The organism is Cupriavidus sp. WKF15 (assembly GCF_029278605.1).
In the GTDB taxonomy this organism is placed as follows: domain Bacteria; phylum Pseudomonadota; class Gammaproteobacteria; order Burkholderiales; family Burkholderiaceae; genus Cupriavidus.
On record NZ_CP119573.1, the window covers coordinates 166100 to 192042 of the forward strand.

Sequence of the window (25943 nt, forward strand, 5' to 3'; positions counted from 1 at the left end):
ATAGAATCCCGGTCGCATGCGTTTGCGCAGCGGCTTGCCGCTGCCCCCCTCCGGAGAAAATATGAAGGCAGTCAATATCCTGCAAACCATCGGCAATACGCCGCATATCCGCATCAACCGGCTGTTCGGCAAGGACCACGAGGTCTGGATCAAGTCGGAACGGTCCAACCCGGGCGGCTCGATCAAGGACCGTATCGCGCTGGCGATGGTGGAAGATGCAGAACGCCGCGGCGTGCTCAAGCCAGGCGGCACCATTGTCGAGCCGACCTCGGGCAATACCGGCATCGGCCTGGCGATGGTGGCGGCGGTCAAGGGCTACAAGCTGATCCTGGTGATGCCGGAGAGCATGTCCATCGAGCGGCGCCGCCTGATGCTGGCTTACGGCGCGACCTTCGACCTGACCCCGCGCGAGAAAGGCATGAAGGGCGCGATTGCCCGCGCCGAGGAACTGATCGCCTCCATTCCGGGCGCCTGGATGCCCCAGCAGTTCGAGAATCCGGCCAACATCGAGGTCCATGCACGCACCACGGCCCAGGAAATCATCGCGGACTTCCCCGAGGGTCTCGATGTGCTGGTCACCGGCGTCGGCACTGGCGGCCATATTTCCGGCTGCGCACAGGTGCTCAAGCAGCAGTGGCCGCAGCTCAAGGTGTTCGCCGTCGAGCCCACGGCTTCACCGGTGATTTCCGGGGGCGCTCCCGCGCCTCATCCGATCCAGGGCATCGGCGCCGGCTTTATCCCGGCCAACCTGAAGACCGGCCTGCTCGATGGCGTGATCCAGGTGGATGCCGAACCGGCCCGCGATATGGCGCGCCGCTGCGCGAGCGAAGAAGGCATCCTGGTCGGAATCTCGTCGGGCGCGACCCTGGCCGCGATTGCCGCCAAGCTGTCCGAACTTCCGGCCGGCACGCGCGTGCTCGGCTTCAACTACGACACCGGCGAGCGCTACCTGACGGTCGAAGGCTTCCTGCCAGCCTGAGGCTCGCGCCCGTGCGCCGGCTGGCAACGCCGGCGCGCGGTTGAACGGGCTGAACGGGCTGAATGGATTCAGTGCGACAGCAACAGCGGTACCCCGGCCTGCCGCACCAGCGTGCGCGTGGTGCCGCCCAGCATGCGCTCGCGCAGGCGGCTGCGGCCGTAGCCGCCTGCCACCAGCAAGCCCGCATTCAGTTCCTGCGTCAGCCGCAGCAGCACCTCCCCCGGCTGTCCACCACGCTGGACCCGCAGCCAGGCGGTCACCCCGTGGGCGGCCAGCCACTGCAGCAGGCGTTCGCCACCCGCTTGCTGCTCGTCTTCACCACTGTCGCCGGCCACCACCACGACCGTCACGGCAGAAGCCTTCGCCAGCAACGGCAGCGCGTCGCTCACCGCGCGCGCCGCCGGCTGGCTCCCGTCCCAGCCCACCAGCACATGCGCTTGCGGCGCCAGCTTGGCGCCGGCAGGCACCAGCAGGACCGGGCGCCCCGCATTCAGCAGCGCATACTCGGCTTCCTCCGCCATCAGCGCCGGCGCGTTGTCGCCGGCCTGCAAGGGCGGCGGCAGGATCAGGTCCGCGAAGCGGCCTTCCGTGGCCAGCGCCCAGCCGGTTTCGGCTTCGACCACCACATGGCGGCAGGCTAGGGTGGCGTCAGGCGAGGCCACCGCGGCTTGCAGTGTGGCCAGGTTCTCGTCGATGGTGCGCTGCAGGTCCGCCGCTGCCCGCGCGGCGTACTTTCCGGCTTCCTCGCCGGCGCCGCGGAACGGCTCCAGCCGCGTGCCGGTTGCGGTCAGGCCCACCAGCCCGGCGCCAAAGTGCCGGCACAAGGCCAGTGCGGCTTCCAGGCGCGCCGCGCGCGCGGGGTCGTCGTCCAGCGCGACAAGGATCGTCTTGTAGTCCATTCGCTCTTTGCTCCGTGGAATCGGGTGCCATCCGGCGTGAACCAGTGTAGACATTGGTGCGCCAGGTGCGTGATCGGCATCAAGACAGCATGATTCCGCTTGATGCCATACCTCGGGGAAGCGTACCAGAGACTTCCGGGCGGGCTCGGGCCTGCCGCGGTTCTGACGGCCTTAGTTCCCCCTCCGCCAGCTCAAATCTTGATGCCGGTCAAGCTGAGATCGTCCGCTGCGACTACCCTGAATCAGAAGGGCCACGCGTTGCCTCATCCGATTTGCCGTTTTCCGACCATTCGCCGCGACTCACTGGAGGTTCACCATGTACCAGCGCATCCTGCTCGCCGTAGACGGCAGCCAGTCTTCCGACCTCGCCCTGAGCCAGGCCATCATCCTCGCCAGCGCAACCGGCGCCGAGGTCAAGGCCTTGTTCGTTGCCGATGACAGCGATGCGTTCTTCGATGCCGCCTATTTCGACGCCAGGGCCGTGATGGAGGGCATCCTCGCCTACGGCCGCAAGGCCCTGGCAGAGGCCGCGGACAAGCTGGAGGCGGCGGGCATCAGGCATACGACCCAGCTGGTCGAGAAGCCGGTGGCCCCCGGGCAGATCTCGTCGACCATCGTCGCCCAGGCCGATACCTGGAGCGCCGACCTGATCGTACTCGGCACGCATGGCCGGCGCGGCGTGCGGCGCATGCTGATGGGCAGCGTTTCCGAGGGCGTGGTCAGCAAGACCAGCCGGCCGGTGCTGCTGATCCGCAGCGAAGTGGAAGGCTAGCGAGCAGCACATGCGCAGGCGCACGATGCCTGAAACCATGCGCGCCATGGTCCTGGAACAAGCCGGCCAGCCACTGCGGCTGCGCCAGGTGCCGGTGCCCGAACCGGGCCCCGGCGAGGTCCGCATTGCCGTCAGCGCGTGCGGGGTCTGCCGCACCGACCTGCATATCGCCGACGGCGAGCTGGCGCACCCGAAGTCCCACCTGATTCCCGGCCACGAGATTGTCGGCCGCATCGACGCCTGCGGTGCGGGCGTCGATGCATTCACGCTCGGCGAGCGCGTGGGCGTGCCGTGGCTGGGCCATACCTGTGGCCACTGCCGCTACTGCACGTCCGGGCGCGAGAACCTGTGCGACACGCCGGCCTTCACCGGCTACACGCGCAACGGCGGCTACGCTGAATACACCATTGCCGACAGCCGCTACTGTTTCCGGATTCCGGAGGGCTACGACGACGAACATGCCGCACCGCTGCTGTGCGCCGGCCTGATCGGCCTGCGCACCTTGCGCATGGCCGGCGATGCCCGCCGTGTCAGCATCTACGGCTTTGGCGCGGCCGCGCACCTGGTGGCACAGATCGCCGTCGCGGAAGGCCGGCAAGTCTATGCCTTCACCCGGGCCGGCGATGCGGGCGCGCAACAGCTCGCGCGCGATACGGGCGCCTGCTGGACCGGCGCCAGCGAGCAGGCGCCGCCCGACACGCTGGACGCGGCGCTGATCTTCGCTCCGGTGGGGGCGCTGGTGCCGCTGGCGCTGCAGGCAGTCGGCAAGGGCGCCACGGTGGTCTGCGGCGGTATCCATATGAGCGACATCCCCGCGTTCCCCTACCGGCTGCTGTGGGAAGAGCGACGCGTCGTCTCCGTCGCGAACCTGACCCGCGCCGACGGCGAGGCGCTGATGGGGATCGCCGCCCGCACGCCCTTGCATACGCATACAACCGCCTATCCGCTCGACGCAGCCAACCAGGCCCTGGCCGACCTGCGCGGCGGCCGCCTTGCCGGCGCGGCAGTCCTGCGCGTCCACGCCTGACCGGCGCCAGCGTCGCCGAGGCGGCGCGTGGCTATTGCACACTTCGCGCCACTGGCCGGACAATTCCGCCATGCGGGATTTCCCCGCCCGGAGCCCATGATGAGAATCCGCCTGGCAATCGTAGCCTCGCTCGCGTGCGTGGCAGGCCTGACCCTGGGCGCCTGCTCGGCACTGCAACCGGAACAGACCGGGCAGCGGCTGATCGGCAGCGACCAGGGTGCGGTCCGCAGTACATTCGGCGAACCCACCGACACCTTCAGTTTTCCGAACGGTACGTCGCGCTGGCTCTACTCCGGGCAGCCACTCGGGCATACGGTCTATGCTGCGGACTTTGACGCCACAGGCAAGCTTGTCGGCTATCGGCAGATGCTGACGGAAGCAGAAATCTATCAGGCGCAGGTTGGCGTCTGGACCAAGCAGGATGTGATCGAGCGCTTCGGCAAGCCGCGCGAGCCCACCCAGTATTACCCGCTGATGAAGCGCGAGGCCTGGACCTACCGGATGTACAAGGACGGCTACCAGACCGCGCATTTCAGCTGCTACTTCGACGAGAACGGCGTGCTGCAGCAGTCCATGATCATCGTCGACCCGCTGGGTGGCGACCGCCGCGGGCATTCGCGCTAGCCGTCCGCGCCCCGGGGGAGCCAACGTTGGCGGAAGGGTCACCGGGACCACGGCGGTATTTTCGCGCAGAATAGAACTCGCCGCGATGCAGCAGAGACCGCACGCGGCTCCCTTGCTCTCTTCTTGCGCGGAACCCGAACGTGACCACTGCGATCCTGCTCGAAAACATCCATCCAAGCGCCACGGCGCGCCTCGGCGAAGCCGGCCTGACGGTCGAACGCCGCAGCGGTGCACTGGCCGGCGACGAACTGCGCGAAGCGCTGTCCAGCCATGACCTGGTGGGCATCCGCTCCGCCACGCACCTGCGCGCGGACGACATCCGCAGCGCGCCAGACCTGCTCAGCATCGGCTGCTTCTGCATCGGCACCTCCCAGGTCGACCTGGATGCCGCAACGGCAGCGGGCATTCCGGTCTTCAACGCACCGTTCTCCAATACGCGCTCGGTGGCGGAACTGGTCGTGTCCGAAGCCGTGATGCTGCTGCGCAGGATTCCGGAGAAGAATGCACTCGCGCATGCAGGCAAGTGGGCCAAGGGCGCCAGCAGTGCGTTCGAGGCGCGCGGCAAGACCATTGCCATCGTCGGCTACGGCAACATCGGCTCCCAGGTCGGCGTACTGGCCGAATCGATGGGCATGCGCGTGGTGTACTACGACGTGCTGGCCAGGCTGTCGCTCGGCTCGGCGCGCGCCGCCGGTACGCTCGAGGAAGCCGTGTCGCAGGCGGATGTCGTCACGCTGCACGTGCCAGCCACCGCGCGCACGCGAAATATGATCGACGCGCACGTGCTCGCCCGCTTCAAGCCAGGGGCGATCCTCATCAATGCCTCGCGCGGGACCGTGGTGGACATCGAAGCGCTGACCGCGGCGCTGCGCGACAAGCGCCTGGGCGGCGCCGCGATCGACGTGTTCCCGCAGGAGCCCAAGACCAACAGCGATCCGTTCTCCAGCCCGCTGCAGCAACTGCCCAATGTCCTGCTGACGCCGCATATCGGCGGCAGCACCGAGGAAGCCCAGGAGAACATCGGTACCGAGGTGGCCGCCAAGCTGCTGAACTTCCTGGAAACCGGCGGCACCATCGGCGCGGTGAATTTTCCTGAGGTCGACCCTGGTCCGCTTCAGGCGCCGGCACGCCTGCTCAACATCCACAGCAACGCGCCCGGCGCGCTGGCCGCGCTCAACACGCTGCTGGCGCAGGACGGCGTCAACATCAACGGCCAGCACCTGCAGACGCGCGGCCATACCGGCTACGTGGTCACGGACCTCGACCGGGTGCCGTCCGACGCGATGATGGAAGCCTTGCGCACCCACGCCGGCTTCGTGCGTTCGCGGCTGCTGGTGCGGTAAGCCGTTCCGCCTGTCGGGCCGCAGGCAACGCCGCGACCCGGTAGCGGGTGGCAGGCTCGCCGGGCCGACATCAACAACCTGCAATATTTTTAAGGAAATTACTAAAGCCCTGCCCCGTTCAGCCGCTATCGGGGATAGGAGCGCCTGATACACAGCCGCGCTCAGTGCCATACCGAGGCGGCCGGGTCGCATCCACCCATGGAAGGAGTCGATATGGACCGAAAAGGAAGACGCGGGCCCGCGCGGGTGCGCCGGCTCGGACTATCGTTGTGGCTCGCGGCCGGCATTGCCGGCACCGCAGCCGCGCAATCCGGCACCATCAGATTCCAGGGGGCCATTACGGAGCCCTCCTGCGGGTTCCAACGGGGCGCACAGATGGTCCGCGCCACCTGTCTGTCGGCAACGGGGCAGCCCGTCAGCATCGATCTCGGCACCGCCAATGCCGGCAGTGAAGCGAGCACCAGGGTGGGTGCCGCCCTACTGAGGCTGGAGCCGGTTCCCGGCCGTCATGGCGCCGCAGACGCCTACGTCGTCTTAGCTACGTACATGTAAAGGCGCGTCGCAGGCTTGCGCCGGGGGCACGCGTGGCGGTCCCCGACGTGACTGGCTGCCCGCTAGCGGCTCGCCCGGATCAGGTCGGCCGCCTTCTCGGCGATCATGATCGCCGGCGCGTTGGTATTGCCCGCGACCAGCGTGGGCATGATGGAAGCGTCGACCACGCGCAGCGCCGGATCCACCACGGCCATCTCGTCCACCCCCATCTTGCAGGTGCCGACCGGATGGTAGACGCTGTCGGTACGCTCGCGCACAAAGGCCTCGATGACCTGCTGGCTGCCCTCGCCCGGACCGAAGTCGTCGGTGAACAGCTCGCGGCCGCCGGCACTGGCCAGCGCCTCCTGGGCAAAGATCCGGCGGATCGCGCGCACGCCTGCCACCATGCCGGTCATGTCCTCTTCATCGCTCAGGAAGCGCGGATCGATCAGCGGCGCCTCGCGCATGTCCCGCGAACGCAGGCGCACTTCACCGCGGCTCTTCGGACGCAGCACGCAGGCGTGGCACGAATAGCCGTGGCCCAGCTTCTTCCTGTCGCTGCCATGGTTGAGCAGTGCCGGAATGAAGTGCAGCTGGAGGTCCGGTACGACCAGGCCCGGCCGGCTCCGGACAAAGGCGCCGGCTTCCGCGAAGTTGCTGCTGGCCATGCCGGTACGCTTGCGGCGGTAGCGCAGCAGCTCCATCGAAAGCTTTGCAAAGCCGGGCAGCGAATGGCCGAACAGGTCCAGCGAATGCACCTGCTTGTTGAGAATGACGTCCGGATGGTCCTGCAGGTTCTTGCCCACGCCCGGCAGGTCGGCCACGACGCCGATGCCCAGTTCGCGCAGCTCCTGTGCCGGTCCCACGCCCGATGCGAGCAGGAGTTGCGGCGAGTTGAATGCGCCCGCGCTGACAACGACTTCACGCCGTGCCGCGAGCTTCTGTTCCACGCCGCCGCGCACCACGGTGAGGCCTGTCGCACGCGCGCCCTCGAAGTCGATGCGCAGCACCTGCGTCTCGACCAGCACCGTCAGGTTGCGCCGGCCACCGCTCAGGGTCTTGTCGCCGGCATTGCCCTGGTGCAGGTAGGCGCGCGCCGTGTTCCAGCGCTCGCCCCGGTGCTGCGTGACGTGGTACAGGCCCGCGCCCTCCTGCTCCGCCCCATTGAAGTCGCCGTTCGCCGGGTAGCCGGCCTGGATCGCGGCCTGGACAAAGCGGATCGAGAACGGATTGGGCGAGCGCAGGTTGCTGACCCGCAGCGGCCCCGAGCCGCCGTGCCAGCGGTTGTCGTCGCGGCCGCTGTAGTCCTCATGGTGTTCGCTGCGCCGGAAGTATGGCAGCACCTCTTCATAGCTCCAGCCGGTGCAGCCCAGACGCGCCCAGTCGTCAAAGTCGTTGCGGTGGCCACGGATATAGACCATGCCGTTGATCGACGAGCTGCCGCCCAGGCCCTTGCCGCGCGGCTGGTAGCCCTGGCGGCCGTTGAAGCCCGGCTGCGGCGCAGTGTAATAGCCGTAGTTGCGCGGCCCGGGATTGCGCACAGTGGATGCCATGCCGATGGGCATCCAGACGCTGATGTGGTGATCGCTCGGACCGGCCTCGATCAGGGCCACGGTCACGGCGGGATCCTCGGCCAGCCGCGCTGCAATGGCGCAGCCCGCCGAGCCCGCGCCCACCACCAGATAGTCAAAGGTTTCCATGTATGCGTTCACTCCCTCATGCATCCACGGCACAGCCGGCGACCGACTTGTACTCCAGGAACTCTGCCAGGCCATAGGCGCCAAATTCGCGGCCGTTGCCCGACGCCTTGTAGCCGCCGAACGGCGCGTTGAAGTCCATCCGGGCACCATTGATCTGCACCGAGCCCGCACGCAGCTCACCCGCCACGCGGCGCGCGCGCGCCGGGTCGCCCGACCAGACATAGGCGGCCAGTCCGTACGGCGTGTCGTTGGCAATGCGGATGGCCTCCGCCTCGTCGTCATAGGGAATCATGACCAGCACCGGCCCGAAGATCTCTTCGCGGGCAATGGTCATGTCGTTGTCGACGTCGGCGAACACGGTCGGGCGGTTGTAGTAGCCCTGCGCGAGCCCGTCAGGCCGGCCGGGACCGCCCGCGATGACACGCGCGCCCTCGCCGATACCTGCTTCGATCATGCGCTGCACACGTTCATACTGGGCCCGGTTCGAGCTGGGGCCCAGCTTGCTGTCCGGCGAGGCGGGGTCGCCCACCGTCAGCGCCTGCGCCGTCGCCTGCGCAATGGCGATGGCCGCCTGGTATTGCGCGCGCGGCACCAGCATGCGCGTGGGCGCCGTGCAGGTCTGGCCCGAGTTGAGCATGCAGCTCACCACGCCCGTCGACACCGCTGCCTTGAGATCGGCGTCATCCAGGATCACGTTGGGCGACTTGCCGCCAAGTTCCTGCGCCACGCGCTTGACCGTGGGCGCGGCCTGCACGGCTACGTCGACGCCGGCGCGCGTCGACCCCGTGATCGAGACCATATCCACGCCCGGATGCCGCGACAGTGCCGCGCCCACCGCGGGACCGGTCCCGAACAGCATGTTGAACACGCCTGCCGGCGCGCGGGCTTCATGCACGATCTCGGCAAAGATGCGCGCATCCAGCGGCGCGATCTCGGACGGCTTGAGCACCACCGTGCAGCCCGCCGCCAGCGCGGGTGCGACCTTGGCGGCGATCTGGTTGACCGGCCAGTTCCATGGCGTGATCAGCGCCGTCACGCCGACCGGCTCGCGCACCACCTGCGTGGTGCCGCTGGCGGTGACGAACTCAAAGGCTTCCAGCGCGGCGATGGCCGACTGCAGCTGCACCAGGCCCATCGGCGCCTGGTACTCGCGGCACAACCACAGCGGGGCACCGATCTCCGTGCTGATAGCCTCGGCGATCTCGCCAATGCGCGCCTTGTAGCCATCGGCAATGCGGCGCAGCAGCGCCAGGCGCTCCTCGCGGCTGGACCTGGACCACGACGGGAAGGCGTCGCGCGCGGCGGCCACGGCGCGGTCCACATCGGCCGCGCCGCCCATGGCGACCATGCCGATCACAGCCTCCGTCGCGGGGTTGACGATATCCGCCAGCGAGAAACCGTCGGCGGGAGTCACCCACTCGCCCCCGATATAGAACGTATTGAGATGGTGCATCGATCGTAGCTCCTGAAAGTGGGGGCGCTTCAGAAAGGTTTGTCGCCGATGATGGTCGCGCGCATCATGCGGCGCACCGCCGGGTAATAGTCCTGCACGGCGTAGTGCTGCGTCGAACGGTTGTCCCAGAACGCAATGATGTTGGGCCGCCACTTCAGGCGGACCTGGTATTCGGGCACCGCGGCCTGGCGGAACAGGTACTGCAGCAGGTCCAGCTCGCCGTAGCGGAAGTCGAAGCCCACGCGGAACTGCGCCTTCTCGCCGAAATTGGCGAGGTGCGTGACGAAGCCTTCGTTGACATAGAGGATCTTTTCGCCGCTCTCCGGGTGCGTGCGCACGACCGGGTGCGTGACCGCCGGGAACTTCTTGCGGTTGATCTCGCGCTCCTCGGGCGTCATGCGCGCGCCGAAGCCTGGCATGATGTCGTGCACGGCGTCGAGGCCTTCGATCCGTTCCTTGACCGCGTCCGGCAGCGCCGCATAGGCACGCGCCATGTCGACCCAGATCGTGTCGCCGCCGGACTCCGGGCATTCCACACAGCGCAGCATCGATGCCATCGACGGCACCTCGCGCCAGGAAACGTCGGAGTGGTAGATGTTCTCGCGGCCGCGCATGTCCTTGCTGCCGCCCAGCAGGACCAGTTCCGGATGATCGGCGTGGTGCGGGAACACCGGATGGACTTCGAGTTCCCCGAAGCGGCGCGCGAGCTGGACGTGCTGGGCCGGGGTGATGTCCTGGTCGCGGAAGAACAGCACCTTGTGGCGCACCAGCGCCTGGCGCAGCGAGGTAAGGGTCGCGTCGTCGAGCGGCTCGCGCAGGTCGATCCCGTCGACCTCGACACCGATCGTGGGCGTCATGCGGGTGACGGAGAACCCATGGTAGCCCGCGGCGGCGGGCTCTGCGGATACTTCCTTCCGCTGGATTGCAGCATTGCTATTGGTCATCTGGTCTCCTCGGATACTCGGATACTCGGATAAGGGTGCAGGACCGTGGCAAGGATATGCCGCGCCACGGCAGGGTTCCCGGCGGCCCTCGCGTCAGTCCAGGCGGATGTTCGAAGCACGGATCGCTTCGGCCCAGTACGTTTGCTCGGCCTTGACGACATCGGCAAAGGCCGCGGGCGTGCTGCCCTTCAGGACGATGCCCAGATCCACCATGCGCGCGCGGAAATCCGAGTTGGCGAGCGTGCGGTTGACATCCGCCGAGACCTTCTCGACGATCGCGCGCGGCGTCGCGGCCGGCGCGAACATGCCGACCCATCCCTGCCGCTCCAGCCCGCGCACGCCGGCTTCGGCGAATGTCGGCACATCGGGCAGCAAGGGCGAGCGCGCCGCGCCGGCCACGGCCAGCACACGCAGCTTGCCGGTGGCGGCATGCTGGCGCGCACTGACCGCGGCGATCATGCCGGCCGGAAGCTGCCCGCCCAGCAGGTCATTGATCAACGGCGCTTCCCCCTTGTAGGGCACATGCGTCAGCGCGACGTTCGTATTGCGCGCGAAGATCTCCATGTACAGATGGCCGCTGGAACCCAGTCCGTACGATCCATAGGCGAGCGGCTTGCCCTGCTTGCCGATATAGTCGATGAGCTGCTTCACGCTGTTCACGCCCAGCGAGGGCTGCACGACCAGCGCAAGGTTCGAGGTTGCCAGTTCCGAAATCGGCGCGAAGTCGCGCACCGGGTTGTACGGTGCCTTGCTGTACAGGCTTGGCGCCTGCACCATGCCGGTCAGCGTCAGCAGCAGCGTGTGGCCATCGGGCTCGGCCTTGGCCACCATGTCCGCGCCGATCATGCCGCCGGCGCCGGGCCGGTTATCGACGATCACCGGCTTGCCCCAGGACCTGGCGAGGCTTTCCGCAATCTGCCGCGCCACCACGTCGCCGGTACCCCCCGCCTGGTAGGGGTACACAACCCGCACCGCACGCGACGGGTAGCCCGCCCCATTCGCCTGCGCCCTGGCGCTGAAGCTGACCCCGCCGAGCGCAGCGCCCGCCAGTCCGAGTCCCAACTGCTGCAAAACCTTTCGTCTTTGCTGCTGCATCTTGGTGTCTCCACATTGTCGTTTGTTCTTCCGCGTGCCGGGCGGCACGGGTTCGACTGACTGCGCTGCGGCTGCAGCCGGCCTCTGGCGGGCCTGGTCGTGCAGCCACAGTCCTGCATACTGCGAAGGTCAGAGCGTGCGCGCGATGATCTCTTTCATGATCTCGTTCGAGCCGCCGTAGATCTTGCCCACACGGGCATTCACGTACATCCGTGCGATCGGATACTCCATCATGTAGCCGTAGCCGCCGTGCAGCTGCAGGCATTCGTCGATGATCTCGCAGCTGGTCTGTGTGCCCCACCACTTGGCCATGGCCGCCGTCTCGGGATCGAGTTCTTCGCGCAGGACCTTGGCCATGCAGTCGTCCACGAAAGCGCCCGCGATCACGGCCTTGGTCTTGCACTCGGCGAGCTTGAAGCGGGTGTTCTGCATGTCGAGCAGCGTGGCGCCGAACACCTTGCGTTCGCGCACATACTCGGTAGTCAGCTCGACCGCACGCTCCATCGCCGACAGCGCACCGAGCGCGATGATCATGCGTTCCTGGGGCAGCTGCTGCATGAGCTGGTAGAAACCCTTGCCCTCTTCCGTGCCGAGCAGGTTTGCGCATGGCACGCGCACGTCGTCGAAGAACAGCTCGGCGGTGTCCTGCCCCTTCTGGCCGATCTTCTCGAGGATGCGGCCGCGGCGGAAGCCGGGCAGGTTCTCGGTCTCGACCACCACGATCGACACGCCCTTGGCGCCCTTGTCCGGATCGGTCTTGCAGACCACCAGGATCAGGTCGGCCAGGAAGCCGTTGGTAATGAACGTCTTCGAGCCGTTGAGCACGTAGTGGTCGCCGTCGCGCACCGCCCGGGCCTTGATGCTCTTGAGGTCGGAGCCGGCGCCCGGCTCCGACATGGCAATGGCCGCGACCATCTCGCCGCTGGCCATCTTCGGCAGCCAGTGGCGCTTCTGCGCTTCGGTGCCATAGCGCAGGATGTAGTGCGCCACGATGCCGCTGTGGACGTTGGTGCCCAGGCTGCTCACGCCGGCGCGCGACTGCTCCAGCGTGATGATGGCCTCATGCGCGAAGTTGCCGCCGCCACCGCCGTACTCCTCGGGAATGCTCGCGCACAGCATGCCCATCTCGCCGGCCGTGCGCCAGACCTCGCGGTCCACGTGCTGCTGCTTCCACCAGCGGTCCTCGTGCGGAACCAGTTCGCGCTCGATGAACTTGCGGATGCCGTCCTGGAACATGGCCAGGTCGTCCGTGATCCAGGGTCGTTGATTGAATGCCATGATGTCGCTCCTGCCCGATCAGGGACGGCCGCCGCCGCAGATCAGCACCTGGCCGGTGATGTAGTTGGATTCCGGAATGCACAGCAGGTACACGGAGCCAGCCGCTTCGGCCGGGGTGCCGCCGCGGCCCAGCGGGATCATGGCTTCGATATTCTTCATCAGCTGCGGATTCACGCCGACCTTGATCTCGTTGCCGCCGATGTTCAGCGTCGAGGTATTGTCCGCCCCGGCGGTGGCCTCGGTGAGGCGGGTCTTGATCAGGCCGAAGGCCACGCTGTTGACGTTGACCTTGTAGCGGCCCCACTCCTTGGCGAGCGCCTTGGTCAGGCCGTTGATGGCGGCCTTGCCGGCCGAGTAGTTGGCCTGGCCGGCGTTGCCCATCACGCCCGAGACCGACGAGATATTGACCACCTTGCGGAACACTTCCTGGCCGGCCTCGGCTTCCTTCTTCGCGGCTTCGCGGAAGTAGTCGGCGGCCGCGCGCAGGATGCGGAACGGCGCGGTAACGTGCACGTCCATGATGGCCGACCATTGCTCGTCGGTCATCTTCTGGATCACGTTGTCCCACGTATAGCCGGCATTGTTGACGATGATGTCCAGCCGCCCGAAGGTCTGCAGCGCGGTACCCACGAAGCGGGTGCCGAAGTCGGCTTCGGTGACGCTGCCCACGCACGCCACTGCCTTGCCGCCGGCGGCGACGATTTCCTGCACCACGGCCTGCGCCGGCTCGGCGTCGAGGTCGTTGATGACCACGGCCGCGCCTTCGCTGGCGAGCTTCAGCGCGATCTCGCGGCCGATACCGCGGCCCGAACCCGAAACGATTGCGACCTTGTCGACAAGCTTGCTCATTTCCCAATGCTCCTTTGCTGATCTGTTGAATGTCCCGCCGGTGCGGCGCCGCGTCAGGCAGCCAGGGCGATCAGTGCCTCGCCCGACAGCTTGGTTTCGCCCGCCTGGTTGCGGGTCTGCAGTGCCACACGCACGGTGCGCGTGGCGTCGTCCTTCTCCACTACCTTGCCGGTGCAGGCGATTTCATCGCCGACATGCGTGATGGCGGCAAAGCGCACCGAGAAGCTGCGGATGGCCTCCTGCGGCACCCAGTTGGTCAGCAGGCGGCCGAGGTAGGCCATCGACAGCATGCCGTGCGCGAACACGTCGGGCATGCCGGCCTGCCGCGCGAAGTCGATATCGACGTGGATGGGGTTGTGGTCGCCCGAGGCGCCCGCATACAGCGCCAGCGTGAGCCGGCTCAGCGGCGGCGCGGTGAAGGACGGCAGCTCCGTGCCGACCGCGATCTCATCAAACCGGAGGGTCTGCATGGCTGTCTCCTTAGCTGTTGCGCACGACGATGGTGCTGCGCAGGTCGGCGACCGGTTCGCCCTTGGCATCGGTCACGCGGGTTTCGCGCACCACGAACTCCAGCGCGCCGCCCTTCTTGTCGTAGATGTCGGCCACGCGGGTCTCGAAGGTCAGGCGCTCGCCCGCATAGGCCATGCGGCGATACTCGAAATGCTGCTGGCCATGCAGGACCTTGCCGATGTCGATGTTCAGCCGCTCGATCATCGCGCGCGGATTGGGCGACTCCATCTCCAGGCAGAACAGGAACGTCGGCGGCACCGGCAGGCCCGGATAGCCCGCGGCCTCGGCTGCGGCGAGGTCGATGTAGCGCGCGTCGGTCTGCCCCGTCGCCCTGGCGAAGAAACGCAGGCGCCCGGCCTCCACGTCGACGGAGTGGCGCGAGATCACTGCGCCGATATGCATCTTGTCAATCATCTTGCGGCTTCCTTTCCTGCTTACTGCTGGCGTTCGTATAGCGTCACCACGCAGGCGCCGCCGAGGCCCAGGTTGTGCTGCAGCGCCAGGCGCGCGCCGTCGACCTGGCGGTCGCCGGCCTTGCCGCGCAGTTGCCAGACCAGTTCGGCGCATTGCGCGAGACCGGTGGCGCCGAGCGGATGGCCCTTGGACAGCAGGCCGCCGGACGGATTGGTGACCACGCGGCCGCCGTAGGTGTTGTCGCCGTCGACGATGAACTTCTCGGCGGTGCCGACCGGCGTCAGGCCAAGGCCTTCATAGGTGATCAGCTCGTTGGCCGTGAAGCAGTCGTGCAGTTCGACCACGTCGATGTCGGTCGGCGCCACGCCGGCCTTCTCGTACACGGCAGCCGCGGCGGCGGCGGTCATGTCGTAGCCCACCACCTTGCGCATGTCGCCTTCGTCGAAGGTGCTGTTGCGGTCCGTGGTCATGGCCTGCGCGGCGATCCTCGCGCGGGCGTCCAGGCCATGCTTGCGCGCGAACGCCTCCGAGCACAGGATCGCGGCGGCCGCGCCGCAGGTCGGCGGACAGCACTGCAGGCGCGTGAGCGGATCGAACACGGTCGGCGCCGCCATCACCTCTTCCAGCGTCACGGTGTTGCGGAACACCGCGAACGGATTGCGCGCGGCATGCTGGCGGGCCTTGACCGAAATGCGCGCGAAGGTGTCGGGGCGGATGCCGTATTCCTTCATGTACGCGCGGCCCGCACCGCCGAAGAACTGGGCCGCGCGCGGCGCCTGCTCGTCGAAGCCCTGGACCTGCGCCATGGTCTTCGCGAAACGCTCCATCGGACCCGGACGGTCGGTATAGGCGCCCTTGAGCGCGCCCGGCACCATCTGCTCGAAGCCGACCGCGATCGCGCATTCGATCGCGCCGCTTTCCACCGCCTGGCGTGCCAGGAACAGCGCGGTCGAGCCGGTGGCGCAATTGTTGTTGACGTTGATGACCGGGATACCCGTCAGGCCGACGCCGTAGATGGCTGCCTGGCCGGACGTGGAGTCGCCGAACACGTAGCCCACATAGGCCTGCTCGACCAGCGCGTAGTCGATGCCGGCGTCGGCCAGCGCGGCCTTGGCGGCGTTGGCGCCCATCACGCCATAGTCATCGCTGGCGCCCGGCTTGGTGAAGGGAATCATGCCGACGCCGGCTACTACCACTTTGTTGCTCATGTCGAGCTCCTGCTCAGAATGGAAATTGAAGGGAGGCGGCCGCTTCAGTTGACCTGCCGGGCGTTGTCTTGCCAGTAGGGAGCGCGCAGGTCGCGCTTGAGGATCTTGCCGGCCGCGGACAGCGGCATCTCGCCACGGAACTCGATGCTCTTCGGGCACTTGTAGCCGGCGATGAACTGGCGGCAGTGCTCGCGCAGCGCGGCTTCGTCCGCCTGCGCGCCGGGCTTGAGCACGACCACGGCGTGCACGGCTTCGCCCCAGCGCGCATCGGGCACGCCGATCACGGCGCACGACGCCACCGCCGGATGGCGCGAGAGCACGTTCTCGACTTCCGCCGAATAGACGTTCTCGCCCCCGCTGACGATCATGTCCTTGAGGCGGTCGACGATGAACAGGTAGCCGTTTTCATCCATGTAGGCGCCGTCGCCGGTGTGCAGCCAGCCGCCGCGCAAGGTCTCGGCTGTTTCGGCGGGCTTGTTCCAGTAGCCCTGCATGACATTGGGGCCGCGCACCACGATCTCGCCCACCGAATTGCGCGGGACTTCAATCCCCTGCTCGTCGACGATCTTCACGGTGACGCCGAAGCCGGGGCGGCCGGCCGAGCGGTACAGGCCGCTGGCGCGGCCTTCCGGGCCATGGTTGGCCGGCGGATTCACGGAGACCACCGGGGCAGCCTCGGTCAGGCCGTAGGCGTGATAGAACTGCACCTGCGGCAGCGCGGCCAGCGCCGCGTCGAGCAGGCCGGCGCTGATCGGCGAGGCGCCGTAGTTGATGCGCTGCAGGCCGCTCAGGTCATGGCTCGCGAAGTCGGGATGGGACAACACTGCCTGCAGCATGGTCGGCACCAGCAGGATCTCGTTGACCTTCTCGCTCACCATGGTCTCCAGCACTTCCCTGGCATCGAAGGCCGGGATCAGCGCGTGCGTGGCGCCGGCGATGAACAGCGTCACGGCCTTGGCCATGGCGGCGGTATGGAACAGCGGGCAGGCGTGGAGGGTGATGGTGTCTTCGGGGCACGGGTACTGGGCCATGCGCGAGATCGCCGATGACCACAGGTTCATGTGCGACTGCATCACGCCCTTGGGCTTGCCCGTGGTACCGCCGGTGTACATGATGGCGGCAAGGTCGTCGCCGCCGCGCAGCGCGTCATCGACCGGCGCGGCATCGGCCACCAGTTGCTCGTACGACAGCATGCCGTCCGGCGCCGGGCCGTCGCCGGCGTGGATCAGCAGCGGCTTGCGGCTGGCGCCGGCCACAATGCCCGCCACCAGGGGCAGGAAGTGGTCGTCGACGATCAGGATGCCGGTGTCGCAGTCGTCCAGCGAGTAGACGATCTCCGGCACGCTCCAGCGGGTATTGACGGGATTGAGCACGCCGCCGCCCCACCAGACGGACAGCATGTATTCGATGTAGCGGTCGGAGTTCAGCGCCAGCATGCTGACGCGGTCCCCTTCGGCCATGCCGAGCTGGCGCAGGGCGCCGGCCAGGCGCGCGACGCGGTCGCCAAGCTGGCGGAAGGTCTGGCGGCGGGTACGGAAAACGGTGGCGGTGCGATCGGGCGTTTGCTGCAGGCAGCGGTGCAGCCCCTGGGTCAGGTACATACTGCGAAGTCTCCGGTGGCGCGGTGGCGCGGTGTCGCGGTGTCGCGGCGGCGGACGTGGCGCCCCGCTGTAGTCGGCCACTTTAGGAGCCGCCGGATGGCCTGTCGTCGGCCGAAGGGAGGAAAATCCCGCCAGCCGCCAAATCGTCCGAAAGAACTACGACAGGCGTACATCACCGTGGAACAATCGCGTTTTTCCTGAGTCAGACACCTGAAATGCGTATGATTCATCACAAATCACGCAATATCGCAGGGCGACTCGCCGAATCAGCCATGCGCACAGGAGTAGAGGAGATTCCCTTGCCCGCCGACCCCGCCTCGACCGGAACCATCAGCGAACCTGGCCTGCCGGGGCTGGTGGCGTCCAAGCTGGTGCCTCCGGCCAGCGGCCCGGCGACGCTCGCGCGGCCGCAGCTGGTGCAGGGCATGCTCGATGCCAGCGCCGCACGCCTGATCCTGATCCGCGCGGCCGCCGGCTTTGGCAAGACCACGCTGATGCAGCAGTACGCCGCCCAGTGCGCGGCGCGCCAGCGCGGCACGGCATGGCTGCGCGTGGACGGCGGCGACAACGACCTGCAGCGTTTCCTGGTCCACCTGGACGCCGGCCTCCAGGCCCTGCATGGCAAGCGCAAGGCCGCGCGGCCCCCCGCTCCCGCCAGTGAGCCGGCCGGGCCGTGGCTGGCGCACCGCATCATCGAACAAGTCGCGGGCGCCGTGCTGCCGCTCAGCATCCTGCTCGACGACTTCGAGGCCGTGCAGAGCGCCTCGGTCCTCAATTTCGTGCAGCAGCTCATCGAGGCCATGCCGCCATGCGGGACGCTGGTGATCGCCTCGCGCGTGACTCCCGAGATCGGCCTGGGGCGCATCCGCGCGCGCGGGCACCTGCTCGAGATCCATCCGGCGCAACTGCGCTTTACGCTGGAGGAAGCCACCGCCCTGATCCGCGAACGCTGCCACCTGCCCCTGAGAGACAACGAGATCGCCACCTTGCATCGCTGCACCGAAGGCTGGGCCACGGCGATCTACCTGGCCACGCTGTCGCTGCAGACCCGCACGGACCACGCGGCTTTCGTCGCCTCGTTCTCGGGCACCAACCTCGAGCTGGCCGAATACCTGGCCGAGGACATCCTGGCGCAGCAAACCGAGGCCTGCCGCACCTTCCTGCTCGAGACCAGCGTGCTGGGCCAGCTCAGCGCGCCGTTATGCGACGCGGTCACGGGCCGGCAGGACAGCCGCGCGATGATCGACTATCTCGAGCGCGCCAACCTGCTGCTGTTCCCGCTGGACGGCGACCGGACCTGGTATCGCTATCACCAGCTTTTCGCCAGCTTCCTGCAGCACCGCCTGGACCTGCAGCAGCCCGGACGCGCCACGGCGCTGCACCGCGCCGCCGCACACTGGTATCTCGAGCAGAACCGGCCGGTGCCGGCGGTGGACCACCTGCTCCAGGACGGGCTGCACGAGGAAGCGCTGCCCGAGATCGCGCGCCATGCCGATGCGCTGCTCAACGCCGGGCGCGTGCGGCTGCTGGTGCGCTGGCTGGACCAGATTCCGCCGCAAGCGCTGGCGCGCTATCCGCGCCTGCGGCTGGCGCGTGCGTGGGCGCTGCTGCTCAACCGGCGCTACCCCGATGCCCAGCAGGCCATCGAATCCATCCAGGCGGAACTCGACGACAGCGCCGCCAGCCAGCGGCTCGCCGTGGAGGCGGAAACCATCCGCTGCGTACTGCTGGTCATGACCGACCAGGTGGAAGCCTGCCGCCAGGCCAGCATGGGCCAGATCAACCGGCTCGGGCCGGAGGACCTGTTCCAGTCCTGCATCCTGGCCAATTCGCTCGCGTACAGCCTGATCTGCACGCACCGCTACGACGACGCGCGCGGCGTGCTGTCGCGCGCGATCCAGCGCGGCGCCGATGAGCGCTCGGTATTCATGCGCAGCATCGCCGATTGCCTCGAGGGCATCATCGACCTGGTGCAGGGCCGCCTGGGCAACGCGCTGGCGCGCTTCCACACCGCCTCCACGCGCACCTGGGACGACGCGCGCGGCGACATCACCGGCGACAAGCCCGCCATCGACACCTCATGGGCGCTGGCCCTGTATGAGAACGACGCGCTCGACGAGATGGCCCGGCTGCTGGCCGACGCACTGCCCTACACCAAGGCCAACGGACCGCCCGACTCGGTCATCGGCTGCCACGTGATGAGCGCGCGCCTGGCGCTGCTGCGCGGCGACAAGGAGCAATGGCTGCGCGTGCTGGCGGAGCTGGAGCAGCTCGGCCAGCAGGTCAACGCCGAACGTTCGGTGTGCTCGGCATGGCTGGAGCGGGCCCGCGTGGCCACGCTCGAGGGCCGGCTCGAGGCCGCCGAGCAGGCGCTGCGCGCGGTCGATCTCTATGGCGGCTGGGAAGCGCTCGATACCGCCGGCCACGCCAGCGACATCGACCGGCCGTCGATCGCGCGGCGCCGGCTGGAGATCGCGCAGGGACAGCATGCCCAGGCACTCGCCGCGCTGGACGCGGCCATTGCCGCCGCCACGGCGCAGCAGCGCTACTGGCGCCTGATCAAGCTACGCATCCTGCGCGCCGCGGCGCTGGACGGCCTGGCGCGGCATGACGAAGCGCTGCAGGAGATCACCGAAGCGTTGCGCCTGGCGAGCCATGAAGGCTTCCTGCGCACGTTCCTGGATGAAGGCGACCGGGTGGCCGCGCTCGTGCGCAACTGGGCATCGGCACACCAGGCGCACGCAGCCAGCCTGGGCATCGCACCCCAGTTCGTCACCCGGCTGCTCGGCAAGCTGCCCGGCGCCTCCCCCGGCCACGACGCCGAGCCCGCGCTGGTGGCCGGCCTGTCGGACAGCCTCACGGCGCGCGAACTGGAGGTGCTGCAGATGCTGTCGGCGGGCCTGCGCAACCGCGCCATCGCGGAGCGGCTGTTCCTGTCCGAACTGACGGTCAAGTCACACCTGCGCAAGATCAATACGAAGCTCGGCGCACAGAACCGTACCGAAGCGGTTGCCATCGGCCGCGCGCGCGGGCTGATTCCCTGAGGGCAGGACGCCGGCCTGCGTACCGGTATGCTGAGCCCCGCGCGCACGCGCGCGCGGCGAACTTGCGCGCCGCCTGCTCGACGCAGGATATTCAGATCATCATCGGACAATCGGATGTGAAGCCATAACTGCTGCCCGCGCGTTGCGCGCACATTGCGCGGGCGGCGTTCCTGATTACGCTCATGTCCGACGAAGCACCATGCAGGTAGCCGTGGCAGTCGCCACCAGTTCCCCGTCCTGGCGCAGTTCCCCGACCACGTTGCAGACATTGCGGCCGCGCCGCTCCAGCCGCGCGCGCCCTTGCAGCGGGCCTGCCTGCGCGGGCCGCAGGAACGAGAGATTCAGGTTCAGCGTCGAGCAGAATTCGCCATCGGCCAGCGTCGCGGTGACGAGCATCGCGGTCACATCGTCCAGCATGGCGCCCAGCATGCCGCCCTGCACCTGGCCAGCCGGATTGAGGAAGGCCTCGGTGGCCACGTAGTCGGATTCGAGCGAGCCGCCCTCCGGATCGGCGCGGCGGACCACTCCCCCCAGCAGGCCGGCAACAGCCGGCAGCGGGGCTTCGCCGCGCAGCATCCTCGTGAAATAGTTGACGTTGCTCATCGTATGCATAGGGGTCAACGGCCGGTAAAGCGCGGCACGCGCTTTTCCCGCCATGCCAGTGCGCCTTCGCGCAGGTCGTCGGAAGCATCGGCCGCGGCGATGTCTTGCGCCAGCCCGTCGGTATCGAGCTCGCCGCGGGCAATGCGGTTCAGGTGCTTCTTCATGCCAAGCAGCGCCAGCGGCGCCATGCCCGCCAGTGCCTCGCTCCAGTGCGCCGTCAGTGCGCGCAGCGCTTCGGGACATTCTTCCAGCCGATCCAGGTACCCGCACGCCAGCATGGCGGCCGCGTCGAACTTGTCGGCCATCAGCAGGATGCGCTTGGCCGTGGCCAGGCCCAGCCGCGTGACATAGCGCTCCATGCCGCCGCGGTAGAACAGCAGGCCCAGGCGCGCGGCAGGCACGGAAATTTCCGTGCCGACCGCGCCGAAGCGGAAGTCGCACGCCAGCGCCAGGTCGGTGGCGCCGCCATAGACGCCGCCATGCAGCACGGCAATCGTGACCGGCCGCGCCTGTTCGAGCGCGTTGGCCAGTGCCTCGAAGCGGGCACTGGCATCGGCGCCGCCAAGGCGGCCGATATTGAACCCGCTGCAGAAATGCCGGCCCTGTCCCTCGATGCGCAGCACGCGTATGCGGCTGTCCGCGTCCACGGTCTGCAGGTACTGGCGCAACAGGTCAAGGTCCCCCGGCTCCAGCCGGTTCGCCACCTCGGGGCGGCGCAGGGTGATGACCGCGATATGGCCGTCGACGGCCAGTTCCGGCGGCTGTCCTTGCGGGGTCTCGCTCATGGCATCCGGCCTCGCTCAGTGAAAGCCGTAGATCCGCATGGTGGTCTCGCCCGCCTCCACCCGCCTGAGAATGGCGGCTTCGGTGGCCTCGCGGTCCTGTGCCTTGCGAACAACCTCCGCCGCGCGGCCGCGCGGCACCACCACCACGCCGTCACGGTCGCCCACGACCAGGTCACCCGCCTCCACACGAGCACCGCCGACCAGCACCGGCGCATTGAGCCAGCCGATCGCGCCGTAGTCCTTGCCGGTACCGCGGATGCACAGGCCGCGCGCGAACACCGGAAAGCCGATCTTCTCGAGCAGCACGCCGTCGCGCACGCAGCCGTCGATGACCAGCCCGCCGAGGTGCTTCACCTTGGCGGCAGTGGTCATGATCTCGCCCCAGTAGCCGTGCTCGTAGGCACCGCTCACATGCACCACCAGCACGTCGCCGGGCTGCGCGATGTCGATGGCGCGGTGCAGCCAAAGGTTGTCGCCGCCAGGCGAATGGACCGTCAGTGCCGGGCCGCAGATGCGGAACTCCGGTGCCACGGGCTTGATGGCCGGCGACACTACGCCGATCTTGCCGCCCGCTTCATGCAGCGTGGCGGTGGGCAGCGCGCGCGCATCGTTCACGATCCCGGCGCTGACCCGCTCGAATTCACGGATCATGGTGCTGCTTGCGTCGTGTTCCGCCATGGTCAGGCTCCCTTGGTCTGCAGCTGGTGGTAGCGGAACTGGCGGCGCGCCTCGTCCAGGCGCATGCCGCCACGCACGGCTTCGCGGATCGCGTTTTCGGCGTGCTCGATCTGCTCGGCGGTGTCGAGCACCGCGGCTTCGTGCTCGCGCGGGATGACCACCACGCCATCGGCGTCACCACGCAGGATGTCGCCGGGCTGCACGCGCGCATCGCCGATATTGACCACCACGTTGGTGGCTTCCACCTGCACGCGGTCCTTGCCCGTGCGCATCCAGTGGTCCTTGCTGAACACCGGGTAGCCGAGCTGGCGGCACAGCGCAACATCGCGGCACACACCGTCGATCACGGTGCCGGCAATGCCGCGGCGGTGCGCGATCTCGGTCAGGATGTCGCCCCAGACCGTGGCATTGTCGCGGCCGCCATTGTCGAGCACGAGGATGCTGCCCGGGGGCACGTCGTCTATGTAGTCGCCCACGGTGCCCGGCGGGTTCGATGTCGGGCCGTACAGCAGTGTGTAAGCGCGGCCAGCCGTGGCGAAGCCCTCGCCACGGGCCTTGATGCGGTAGCACTGGCCGGCGATGCCGTGCTTGTCCAGCGCGTCGCTCAGCGTGGCGGTATCCAGCTTCGCCGCGCGCGCGACGTTGATGTCCTGTGGTTCGCTCATCTCTCTCAACCCTTCAGCATGTGTTCGTAGTTGCCGCCCATGACTTCCCCGATGGGCGTGCCGCCCAGGATGGCCTTTGCCATCACGGACTCCTTGCGCACGATGGCTTCGGCCGTCTCCAGCACGCGCGCGATGTCACGGGCGGCGATGAAGATCACGGCACTGCGGTCGGCGACCACGTAATCGCCCTCTTCCACCGTCACGTTGCCGATCTGCACAGGCACGTTGGTGCCTTGCTCCACCACTCGGCTGCGCGCAGTGAACGCGGTCAATGCGCGGCTGAACACGGGGAAGTCGAAATCGAGCGCTTCATCGATATCGCGCACCGGGCCGTCCGCCACGACGCCGGCGACGCCGCGCGCCTTGGCCCCGAGCGACAGCAGCCCGCCCCAGCTTCCCGCCTCCACGCCGGTGCGCTGCTCGACGACGATGATGTTGTCCGGGCCCGCCTGTTCGATGGCCGTGCAGCCGAGATGGCGCGTCGGGCCGGGCGGCGGCGCGCCGGTGCCGAGCTTGACGGTGATGGCCCGGCCGGCAATGCGCCCCGCGCCGGAGCGCTGCGGCAGGCCCGTCACGGTGCCTGGCAGCTGGAGCTTGTCGAGCGCGTCGGATACCGCGCAGCAATCGAGCCGGCGCAGGCGTTGTACGTTGGATTCGGTTTCACTCATGGTCGTTGGTATGGCTTTGGTTCGGTTATTCAATCCAGCGTCTGCCAGGCCGCGAAGCACAGGCCCGTGCCGGTCAGCGCAGGCGTGCGGTAGCCCGGGACATAGGAAACCCATTCAAGGTCGAGGTCGCGCACGGCCTCGACGGCGATCAGCCAGTTGCGGATTTCGGAGCTGCCCGCCTGGAGCTGGCGCGGATCCAGCGAGGCGAGGAAGCCGGTGTCCTTGCGGCGGATGGCGTCGATGATCGCGTTGTCAAGCTCGGCATCGACCACGAAGTGGCTCAGGCCGCCCGAGGCCAGCACGCCCACGCGCAGGTCTTCGGGATAGGCGGCAATCAGCTCGCGCAGCGCGGCGCCAAGCTGGATGCAGCGGCGCGGCGTGGGCTGGTTGGGCGGGTCGAAGGTGTTGACGATGACCGGCACCACTGGCAATTCCAGCCCCTGCAGGTAGCGGCGGTGGATGAACGAGAACGCATGGCCTTCGAACTGGCCGCGCTCGAGCCCGTCCATCGCGGTGATGTCGAAATCGCGGTCGCACAGCGCGCGGATCAGCCAGCGGCCCATGTCGGCGTTGACCGGATAGTCGCGGTCGGCGTCGGGCTCCTGGCGAACCATGCGGGCCTTCTTGTACCAGCCGTCGGAGGCGCTTTCCTCGCGCTTCGCATTACGGATGGTGTCACCGTAGTAGATCGCGAAAGCCGGGTTGTTGGTCGTGCGGAACAGCTCGGTCTGGTCATCGCCAACCACCAGCAGCACGTCGAGCCGCGCGGCGCGGATGCGGTCGCGCAGCTCGTCCATGGCCGCTTCGGCCTGGTCGTAGCGCTCGCCCATGCGCTCGGGCGTCACCATGGACTCGGCATCGTCCGGGGCGATCGCGAGCAGCGCTTCATAGGTAGTCGGGTTGCCAGCGCGGTCGAAGTAGTGCGGGTTCTTCGGATCGACCTGGCGGAAGCCGTGTTGCCAGTCTTCACGCTGGCAAACCAGCATGATGCTGTGGGAAGAGCCGAATGCGGCGACGAGTCTTGCCATGGAAGTGTCCTTCGTTCAAACGATGTAGGCGGCGCGCAGCTCGCCCACCTGTGCCGCGCTGTAGCCAAGCTCGCGCAGGATGTCGTCGGTATTGGCGCCCTGCTCCGGCGCGGGCTGCGGCGGCAGGTCGCGCGGATAGCGCGACAGGCGCATCGGCTGGCCGACCAGCGCGACATCGCCAAGCTCGGCGTGCTGCATCGGCCAGGCCACGCCAAGGTGCTTCACCTGCGGATCGGCAAACACCTGGTCCACGCGATGGATCGGGCCGCATGGCACGCCGGCCTTCAGCAGCCGCTCGGTCCATTCGGCCGTGGTGCGCGTGCGCAGTGCGGCTTCGATCGCCGCGTTGACCCTGTCACGGTTGCGCACGCGTTCCGGATCGGAACCCAGGCCGGGCTCGTCGACAAGGTGCGGCACTTCCAGCGCCTCGCACAGGCGCTTCCACATGGTCTGGCCGATCGCGGCGATATTCAGGTAGCCGTCGCTGGTGGCGAACACGCCCGTGGGCACGGTCAGCGGATGTTCGTTGCCGGTCTGTTCGGGAATCTTGCGGTCGACCAGCCACTGCGCGGCCTGGAAGTCCAGCATGGCGATCTGCGCTTCCAGCAGCGAGGTCTGCACCCACTGCCCTTGGCCCGATGCCTCGCGCTCCAGCAGCGCCGTGAGGATGCCCATGGCGCAGAAATGGCCCGCGCACAGGTCCGCGAGCGGGATACCGACGCGCATCGGGCCTTCGCCCGGCTTGCCGGTCACGCTCATCAGCCCGCCCATGCCCTGCGCAATGGAGTCGAAGCCGGGCCAGCCCGCGTAAGGGCCATCCTGGCCGAAGCCGGAAATGCTGGCGTAGATCAGCCGCGGGTTCACCGCGCGCAGCGCGTCCGGGCCGATGCCGAGGCGGTGCTTCACGTCGGGGCGGTAGTTCTCGATAAAGACGTCGGCGCGGCTGACCAGCTCATGCAGGATCCGCACGCCCTCGGGCGTCTTCATGTTGAGCGTGAGGCTTTCCTTGTTGCGGTGCAGGTTCTCGTAGTCGGCGCGGTTATGGTCGCGTCCGCCGATCATGTCGTCGCCGCCCGGCGCGCCCGGCGGGATCTCCAGCTTGATCACGCGCGCGCCCATGTCGGCGAACAAGCGCACCGCGGTAGGGCCGGCACGCACGCGCGAGGCGTCGAGGATGGTGAAGCGGGACAGCGGGCCCTTGCGCTCGCCCGTGTCGTGTTCGTTGTGTCGGGTGTCAGCCATGGT

At 68.0% G+C, this 25943-nt stretch carries 24 protein-coding genes; 6 read left to right on the top strand and 18 right to left on the bottom strand.

Features of this window, described 5'->3' with window-relative positions; genetic code table 11:
- Window positions 1-61: 61 nt before the first annotated feature.
- Window positions 62-979, top strand: a complete 918-nt coding sequence (gene cysK, locus CupriaWKF_RS18100; RefSeq protein WP_276102148.1) for a cysteine synthase A — start codon at window positions 62-64, stop codon at window positions 977-979.
- 68 nt (window positions 980-1047) lie between these two features.
- Here cysK and CupriaWKF_RS18105 read toward each other — a convergent pair whose 3' ends face one another.
- On the bottom strand, window positions 1048-1878 hold the full coding sequence (locus tag CupriaWKF_RS18105) for a universal stress protein (protein WP_276102149.1): 831 nt from the start codon (window positions 1876-1878) through the stop codon (window positions 1048-1050).
- 316 nt (window positions 1879-2194) lie between these two features.
- On the opposite strand from CupriaWKF_RS18105, the gene CupriaWKF_RS18110 reads away from it, so the two are divergent.
- The 4 genes from CupriaWKF_RS18110 (at window position 2195) to serA (ending at window position 5644) form a co-directional block, all read left to right on the top strand.
- The gene (locus CupriaWKF_RS18110; protein WP_276102150.1) at window positions 2195-2650 is read left to right on the top strand and encodes a universal stress protein; all 456 of its coding nucleotides are present in this window, start codon (window positions 2195-2197) and stop codon (window positions 2648-2650) included.
- 25 nt (window positions 2651-2675) lie between these two features.
- On the top strand, window positions 2676-3677 hold the full coding sequence (locus CupriaWKF_RS18115) for a zinc-dependent alcohol dehydrogenase family protein (protein WP_276102151.1): 1002 nt from the start codon (window positions 2676-2678) through the stop codon (window positions 3675-3677).
- A 99-nt stretch (window positions 3678-3776) separates the two neighbouring features.
- A complete protein-coding gene (locus CupriaWKF_RS18120; protein WP_276103304.1) occupies window positions 3777-4301 on the top strand; it encodes a hypothetical protein in 525 nt (174 codons plus the stop codon).
- A 140-nt stretch (window positions 4302-4441) separates the two neighbouring features.
- The gene (serA, locus tag CupriaWKF_RS18125) at window positions 4442-5644 is read left to right on the top strand and encodes a phosphoglycerate dehydrogenase (protein ID WP_276102152.1); all 1203 of its coding nucleotides are present in this window, start codon (window positions 4442-4444) and stop codon (window positions 5642-5644) included.
- A gap of 614 nt (window positions 5645-6258) precedes the next feature.
- Here serA and CupriaWKF_RS18130 read toward each other — a convergent pair.
- The 10 genes from CupriaWKF_RS18130 to CupriaWKF_RS18175 form a co-directional block, all read right to left on the bottom strand.
- Entirely contained in the window at window positions 6259-7875 is a 1617-nt protein-coding gene (locus CupriaWKF_RS18130; RefSeq protein ID WP_276102153.1) for a GMC family oxidoreductase N-terminal domain-containing protein, read from the bottom strand.
- Between the two features lie 16 nt (window positions 7876-7891).
- Window positions 7892-9328 (bottom strand): aldehyde dehydrogenase family protein, encoded by a 1437-nt coding sequence (locus CupriaWKF_RS18135; RefSeq protein ID WP_276102154.1) that lies wholly within the window; start codon window positions 9326-9328, stop codon window positions 7892-7894.
- 29 nt (window positions 9329-9357) lie between these two features.
- Window positions 9358-10272 carry a TauD/TfdA family dioxygenase gene (locus tag CupriaWKF_RS18140; protein WP_276102155.1) on the bottom strand — a complete coding sequence of 305 codons (915 nt, stop codon included), beginning with the start codon at window positions 10270-10272 and terminating at the stop codon, window positions 9358-9360.
- 93 nt (window positions 10273-10365) lie between these two features.
- Window positions 10366-11367 (bottom strand): tripartite tricarboxylate transporter substrate binding protein, encoded by a 1002-nt coding sequence (locus CupriaWKF_RS18145; RefSeq protein WP_276102156.1) that lies wholly within the window; start codon window positions 11365-11367, stop codon window positions 10366-10368.
- A 129-nt stretch (window positions 11368-11496) separates the two neighbouring features.
- Entirely contained in the window at window positions 11497-12645 is a 1149-nt protein-coding gene (locus CupriaWKF_RS18150; protein WP_276102157.1) for an acyl-CoA dehydrogenase family protein, read from the bottom strand.
- Window positions 12646-12663: 18 nt separating this feature from the next.
- A complete protein-coding gene (locus CupriaWKF_RS18155; protein WP_276102158.1) occupies window positions 12664-13494 on the bottom strand; it encodes an SDR family oxidoreductase in 831 nt (276 codons plus the stop codon).
- Between the two features lie 53 nt (window positions 13495-13547).
- Window positions 13548-13964: a MaoC family dehydratase gene (locus CupriaWKF_RS18160; RefSeq protein ID WP_276102159.1), complete on the bottom strand. Its 417-nt coding sequence runs from the start codon at window positions 13962-13964 to the stop codon at window positions 13548-13550.
- Window positions 13965-13974: 10 nt separating this feature from the next.
- Window positions 13975-14418, bottom strand: a complete 444-nt coding sequence (locus tag CupriaWKF_RS18165) for a MaoC family dehydratase N-terminal domain-containing protein (RefSeq protein ID WP_276102160.1) — start codon at window positions 14416-14418, stop codon at window positions 13975-13977.
- A gap of 20 nt (window positions 14419-14438) precedes the next feature.
- On the bottom strand, window positions 14439-15626 hold the full coding sequence (locus CupriaWKF_RS18170) for a lipid-transfer protein (RefSeq protein WP_276102161.1): 1188 nt from the start codon (window positions 15624-15626) through the stop codon (window positions 14439-14441).
- 44 nt (window positions 15627-15670) lie between these two features.
- Window positions 15671-17227 carry a long-chain-fatty-acid--CoA ligase gene (locus CupriaWKF_RS18175; RefSeq protein ID WP_276102162.1) on the bottom strand — a complete coding sequence of 519 codons (1557 nt, stop codon included), beginning with the start codon at window positions 17225-17227 and terminating at the stop codon, window positions 15671-15673.
- Window positions 17228-17526: 299 nt separating this feature from the next.
- Between CupriaWKF_RS18175 and CupriaWKF_RS18180 the strand changes: the two genes are divergently transcribed.
- The gene (locus CupriaWKF_RS18180; protein ID WP_276102163.1) at window positions 17527-20271 is read left to right on the top strand and encodes a LuxR C-terminal-related transcriptional regulator; all 2745 of its coding nucleotides are present in this window, start codon (window positions 17527-17529) and stop codon (window positions 20269-20271) included.
- A 180-nt stretch (window positions 20272-20451) separates the two neighbouring features.
- Here the strand turns inward: CupriaWKF_RS18180 and CupriaWKF_RS18185 are convergent, their stop codons facing one another.
- Genes CupriaWKF_RS18185 through CupriaWKF_RS18215 form a run of 7 tightly spaced genes read right to left on the bottom strand, consistent with a single transcriptional unit; the run spans window position 20452 to window position 25940 of the window.
- Window positions 20452-20874: a PaaI family thioesterase gene (locus CupriaWKF_RS18185; RefSeq protein ID WP_276102164.1), complete on the bottom strand. Its 423-nt coding sequence runs from the start codon at window positions 20872-20874 to the stop codon at window positions 20452-20454.
- Between the two features lie 14 nt (window positions 20875-20888).
- Entirely contained in the window at window positions 20889-21659 is a 771-nt protein-coding gene (locus tag CupriaWKF_RS18190) for an enoyl-CoA hydratase/isomerase family protein (RefSeq protein ID WP_276102165.1), read from the bottom strand.
- Between the two features lie 15 nt (window positions 21660-21674).
- Window positions 21675-22337, bottom strand: a complete 663-nt coding sequence (locus CupriaWKF_RS18195) for a 4-carboxy-4-hydroxy-2-oxoadipate aldolase/oxaloacetate decarboxylase (protein WP_276102166.1) — start codon at window positions 22335-22337, stop codon at window positions 21675-21677.
- A gap of 2 nt (window positions 22338-22339) precedes the next feature.
- On the bottom strand, window positions 22340-23002 hold the full coding sequence (locus CupriaWKF_RS18200; RefSeq protein ID WP_276102167.1) for an RraA family protein: 663 nt from the start codon (window positions 23000-23002) through the stop codon (window positions 22340-22342).
- A gap of 5 nt (window positions 23003-23007) precedes the next feature.
- Entirely contained in the window at window positions 23008-23670 is a 663-nt protein-coding gene (locus CupriaWKF_RS18205) for an RraA family protein (protein ID WP_276102168.1), read from the bottom strand.
- Window positions 23671-23699: 29 nt separating this feature from the next.
- Window positions 23700-24698, bottom strand: a complete 999-nt coding sequence (locus CupriaWKF_RS18210; RefSeq protein WP_276102169.1) for a protocatechuate 3,4-dioxygenase — start codon at window positions 24696-24698, stop codon at window positions 23700-23702.
- 15 nt (window positions 24699-24713) lie between these two features.
- A complete protein-coding gene (locus tag CupriaWKF_RS18215) occupies window positions 24714-25940 on the bottom strand; it encodes a CaiB/BaiF CoA-transferase family protein (protein ID WP_276102170.1) in 1227 nt (408 codons plus the stop codon).
- Window positions 25941-25943: the final 3 nt, after the last annotated feature.

Bases quoted from the DNA above. Each gene is read 5' to 3' on its own strand.
- cysK (WP_276102148.1), top strand. From the start codon at position 62: ATGAAGGCAGTCAATATCCTGCAAACCATCGGCAATACGCCGCATATC.
- CupriaWKF_RS18105 (WP_276102149.1), bottom strand. From the start codon at position 1,878: ATGGACTACAAGACGATCCTTGTCGCGCTGGACGACGACCCCGCGCGC.
- CupriaWKF_RS18110 (WP_276102150.1), top strand. From the start codon at position 2,195: ATGTACCAGCGCATCCTGCTCGCCGTAGACGGCAGCCAGTCTTCCGAC.
- CupriaWKF_RS18115 (WP_276102151.1), top strand. From the start codon at position 2,676: ATGCCTGAAACCATGCGCGCCATGGTCCTGGAACAAGCCGGCCAGCCA.
- CupriaWKF_RS18120 (WP_276103304.1), top strand. From the start codon at position 3,777: ATGAGAATCCGCCTGGCAATCGTAGCCTCGCTCGCGTGCGTGGCAGGC.
- CupriaWKF_RS18130 (WP_276102153.1), bottom strand. From the start codon at position 7,875: ATGGAAACCTTTGACTATCTGGTGGTGGGCGCGGGCTCGGCGGGCTGC.
- CupriaWKF_RS18135 (WP_276102154.1), bottom strand. From the start codon at position 9,328: ATGCACCATCTCAATACGTTCTATATCGGGGGCGAGTGGGTGACTCCC.
- CupriaWKF_RS18140 (WP_276102155.1), bottom strand. From the start codon at position 10,272: ATGACCAATAGCAATGCTGCAATCCAGCGGAAGGAAGTATCCGCAGAG.
- CupriaWKF_RS18145 (WP_276102156.1), bottom strand. From the start codon at position 11,367: ATGCAGCAGCAAAGACGAAAGGTTTTGCAGCAGTTGGGACTCGGACTG.
- CupriaWKF_RS18150 (WP_276102157.1), bottom strand. From the start codon at position 12,645: ATGGCATTCAATCAACGACCCTGGATCACGGACGACCTGGCCATGTTC.
- CupriaWKF_RS18155 (WP_276102158.1), bottom strand. From the start codon at position 13,494: ATGAGCAAGCTTGTCGACAAGGTCGCAATCGTTTCGGGTTCGGGCCGC.
- CupriaWKF_RS18160 (WP_276102159.1), bottom strand. From the start codon at position 13,964: ATGCAGACCCTCCGGTTTGATGAGATCGCGGTCGGCACGGAGCTGCCG.
- CupriaWKF_RS18165 (WP_276102160.1), bottom strand. From the start codon at position 14,418: ATGATTGACAAGATGCATATCGGCGCAGTGATCTCGCGCCACTCCGTC.
- CupriaWKF_RS18170 (WP_276102161.1), bottom strand. From the start codon at position 15,626: ATGAGCAACAAAGTGGTAGTAGCCGGCGTCGGCATGATTCCCTTCACC.
- CupriaWKF_RS18175 (WP_276102162.1), bottom strand. From the start codon at position 17,227: ATGTACCTGACCCAGGGGCTGCACCGCTGCCTGCAGCAAACGCCCGAT.
- CupriaWKF_RS18185 (WP_276102164.1), bottom strand. From the start codon at position 20,874: ATGAGCAACGTCAACTATTTCACGAGGATGCTGCGCGGCGAAGCCCCG.
- CupriaWKF_RS18190 (WP_276102165.1), bottom strand. From the start codon at position 21,659: ATGAGCGAGACCCCGCAAGGACAGCCGCCGGAACTGGCCGTCGACGGC.
- CupriaWKF_RS18195 (WP_276102166.1), bottom strand. From the start codon at position 22,337: ATGGCGGAACACGACGCAAGCAGCACCATGATCCGTGAATTCGAGCGG.
- CupriaWKF_RS18200 (WP_276102167.1), bottom strand. From the start codon at position 23,002: ATGAGCGAACCACAGGACATCAACGTCGCGCGCGCGGCGAAGCTGGAT.
- CupriaWKF_RS18205 (WP_276102168.1), bottom strand. From the start codon at position 23,670: ATGAGTGAAACCGAATCCAACGTACAACGCCTGCGCCGGCTCGATTGC.
- CupriaWKF_RS18210 (WP_276102169.1), bottom strand. From the start codon at position 24,698: ATGGCAAGACTCGTCGCCGCATTCGGCTCTTCCCACAGCATCATGCTG.
- CupriaWKF_RS18215 (WP_276102170.1), bottom strand. From the start codon at position 25,940: ATGGCTGACACCCGACACAACGAACACGACACGGGCGAGCGCAAGGGC.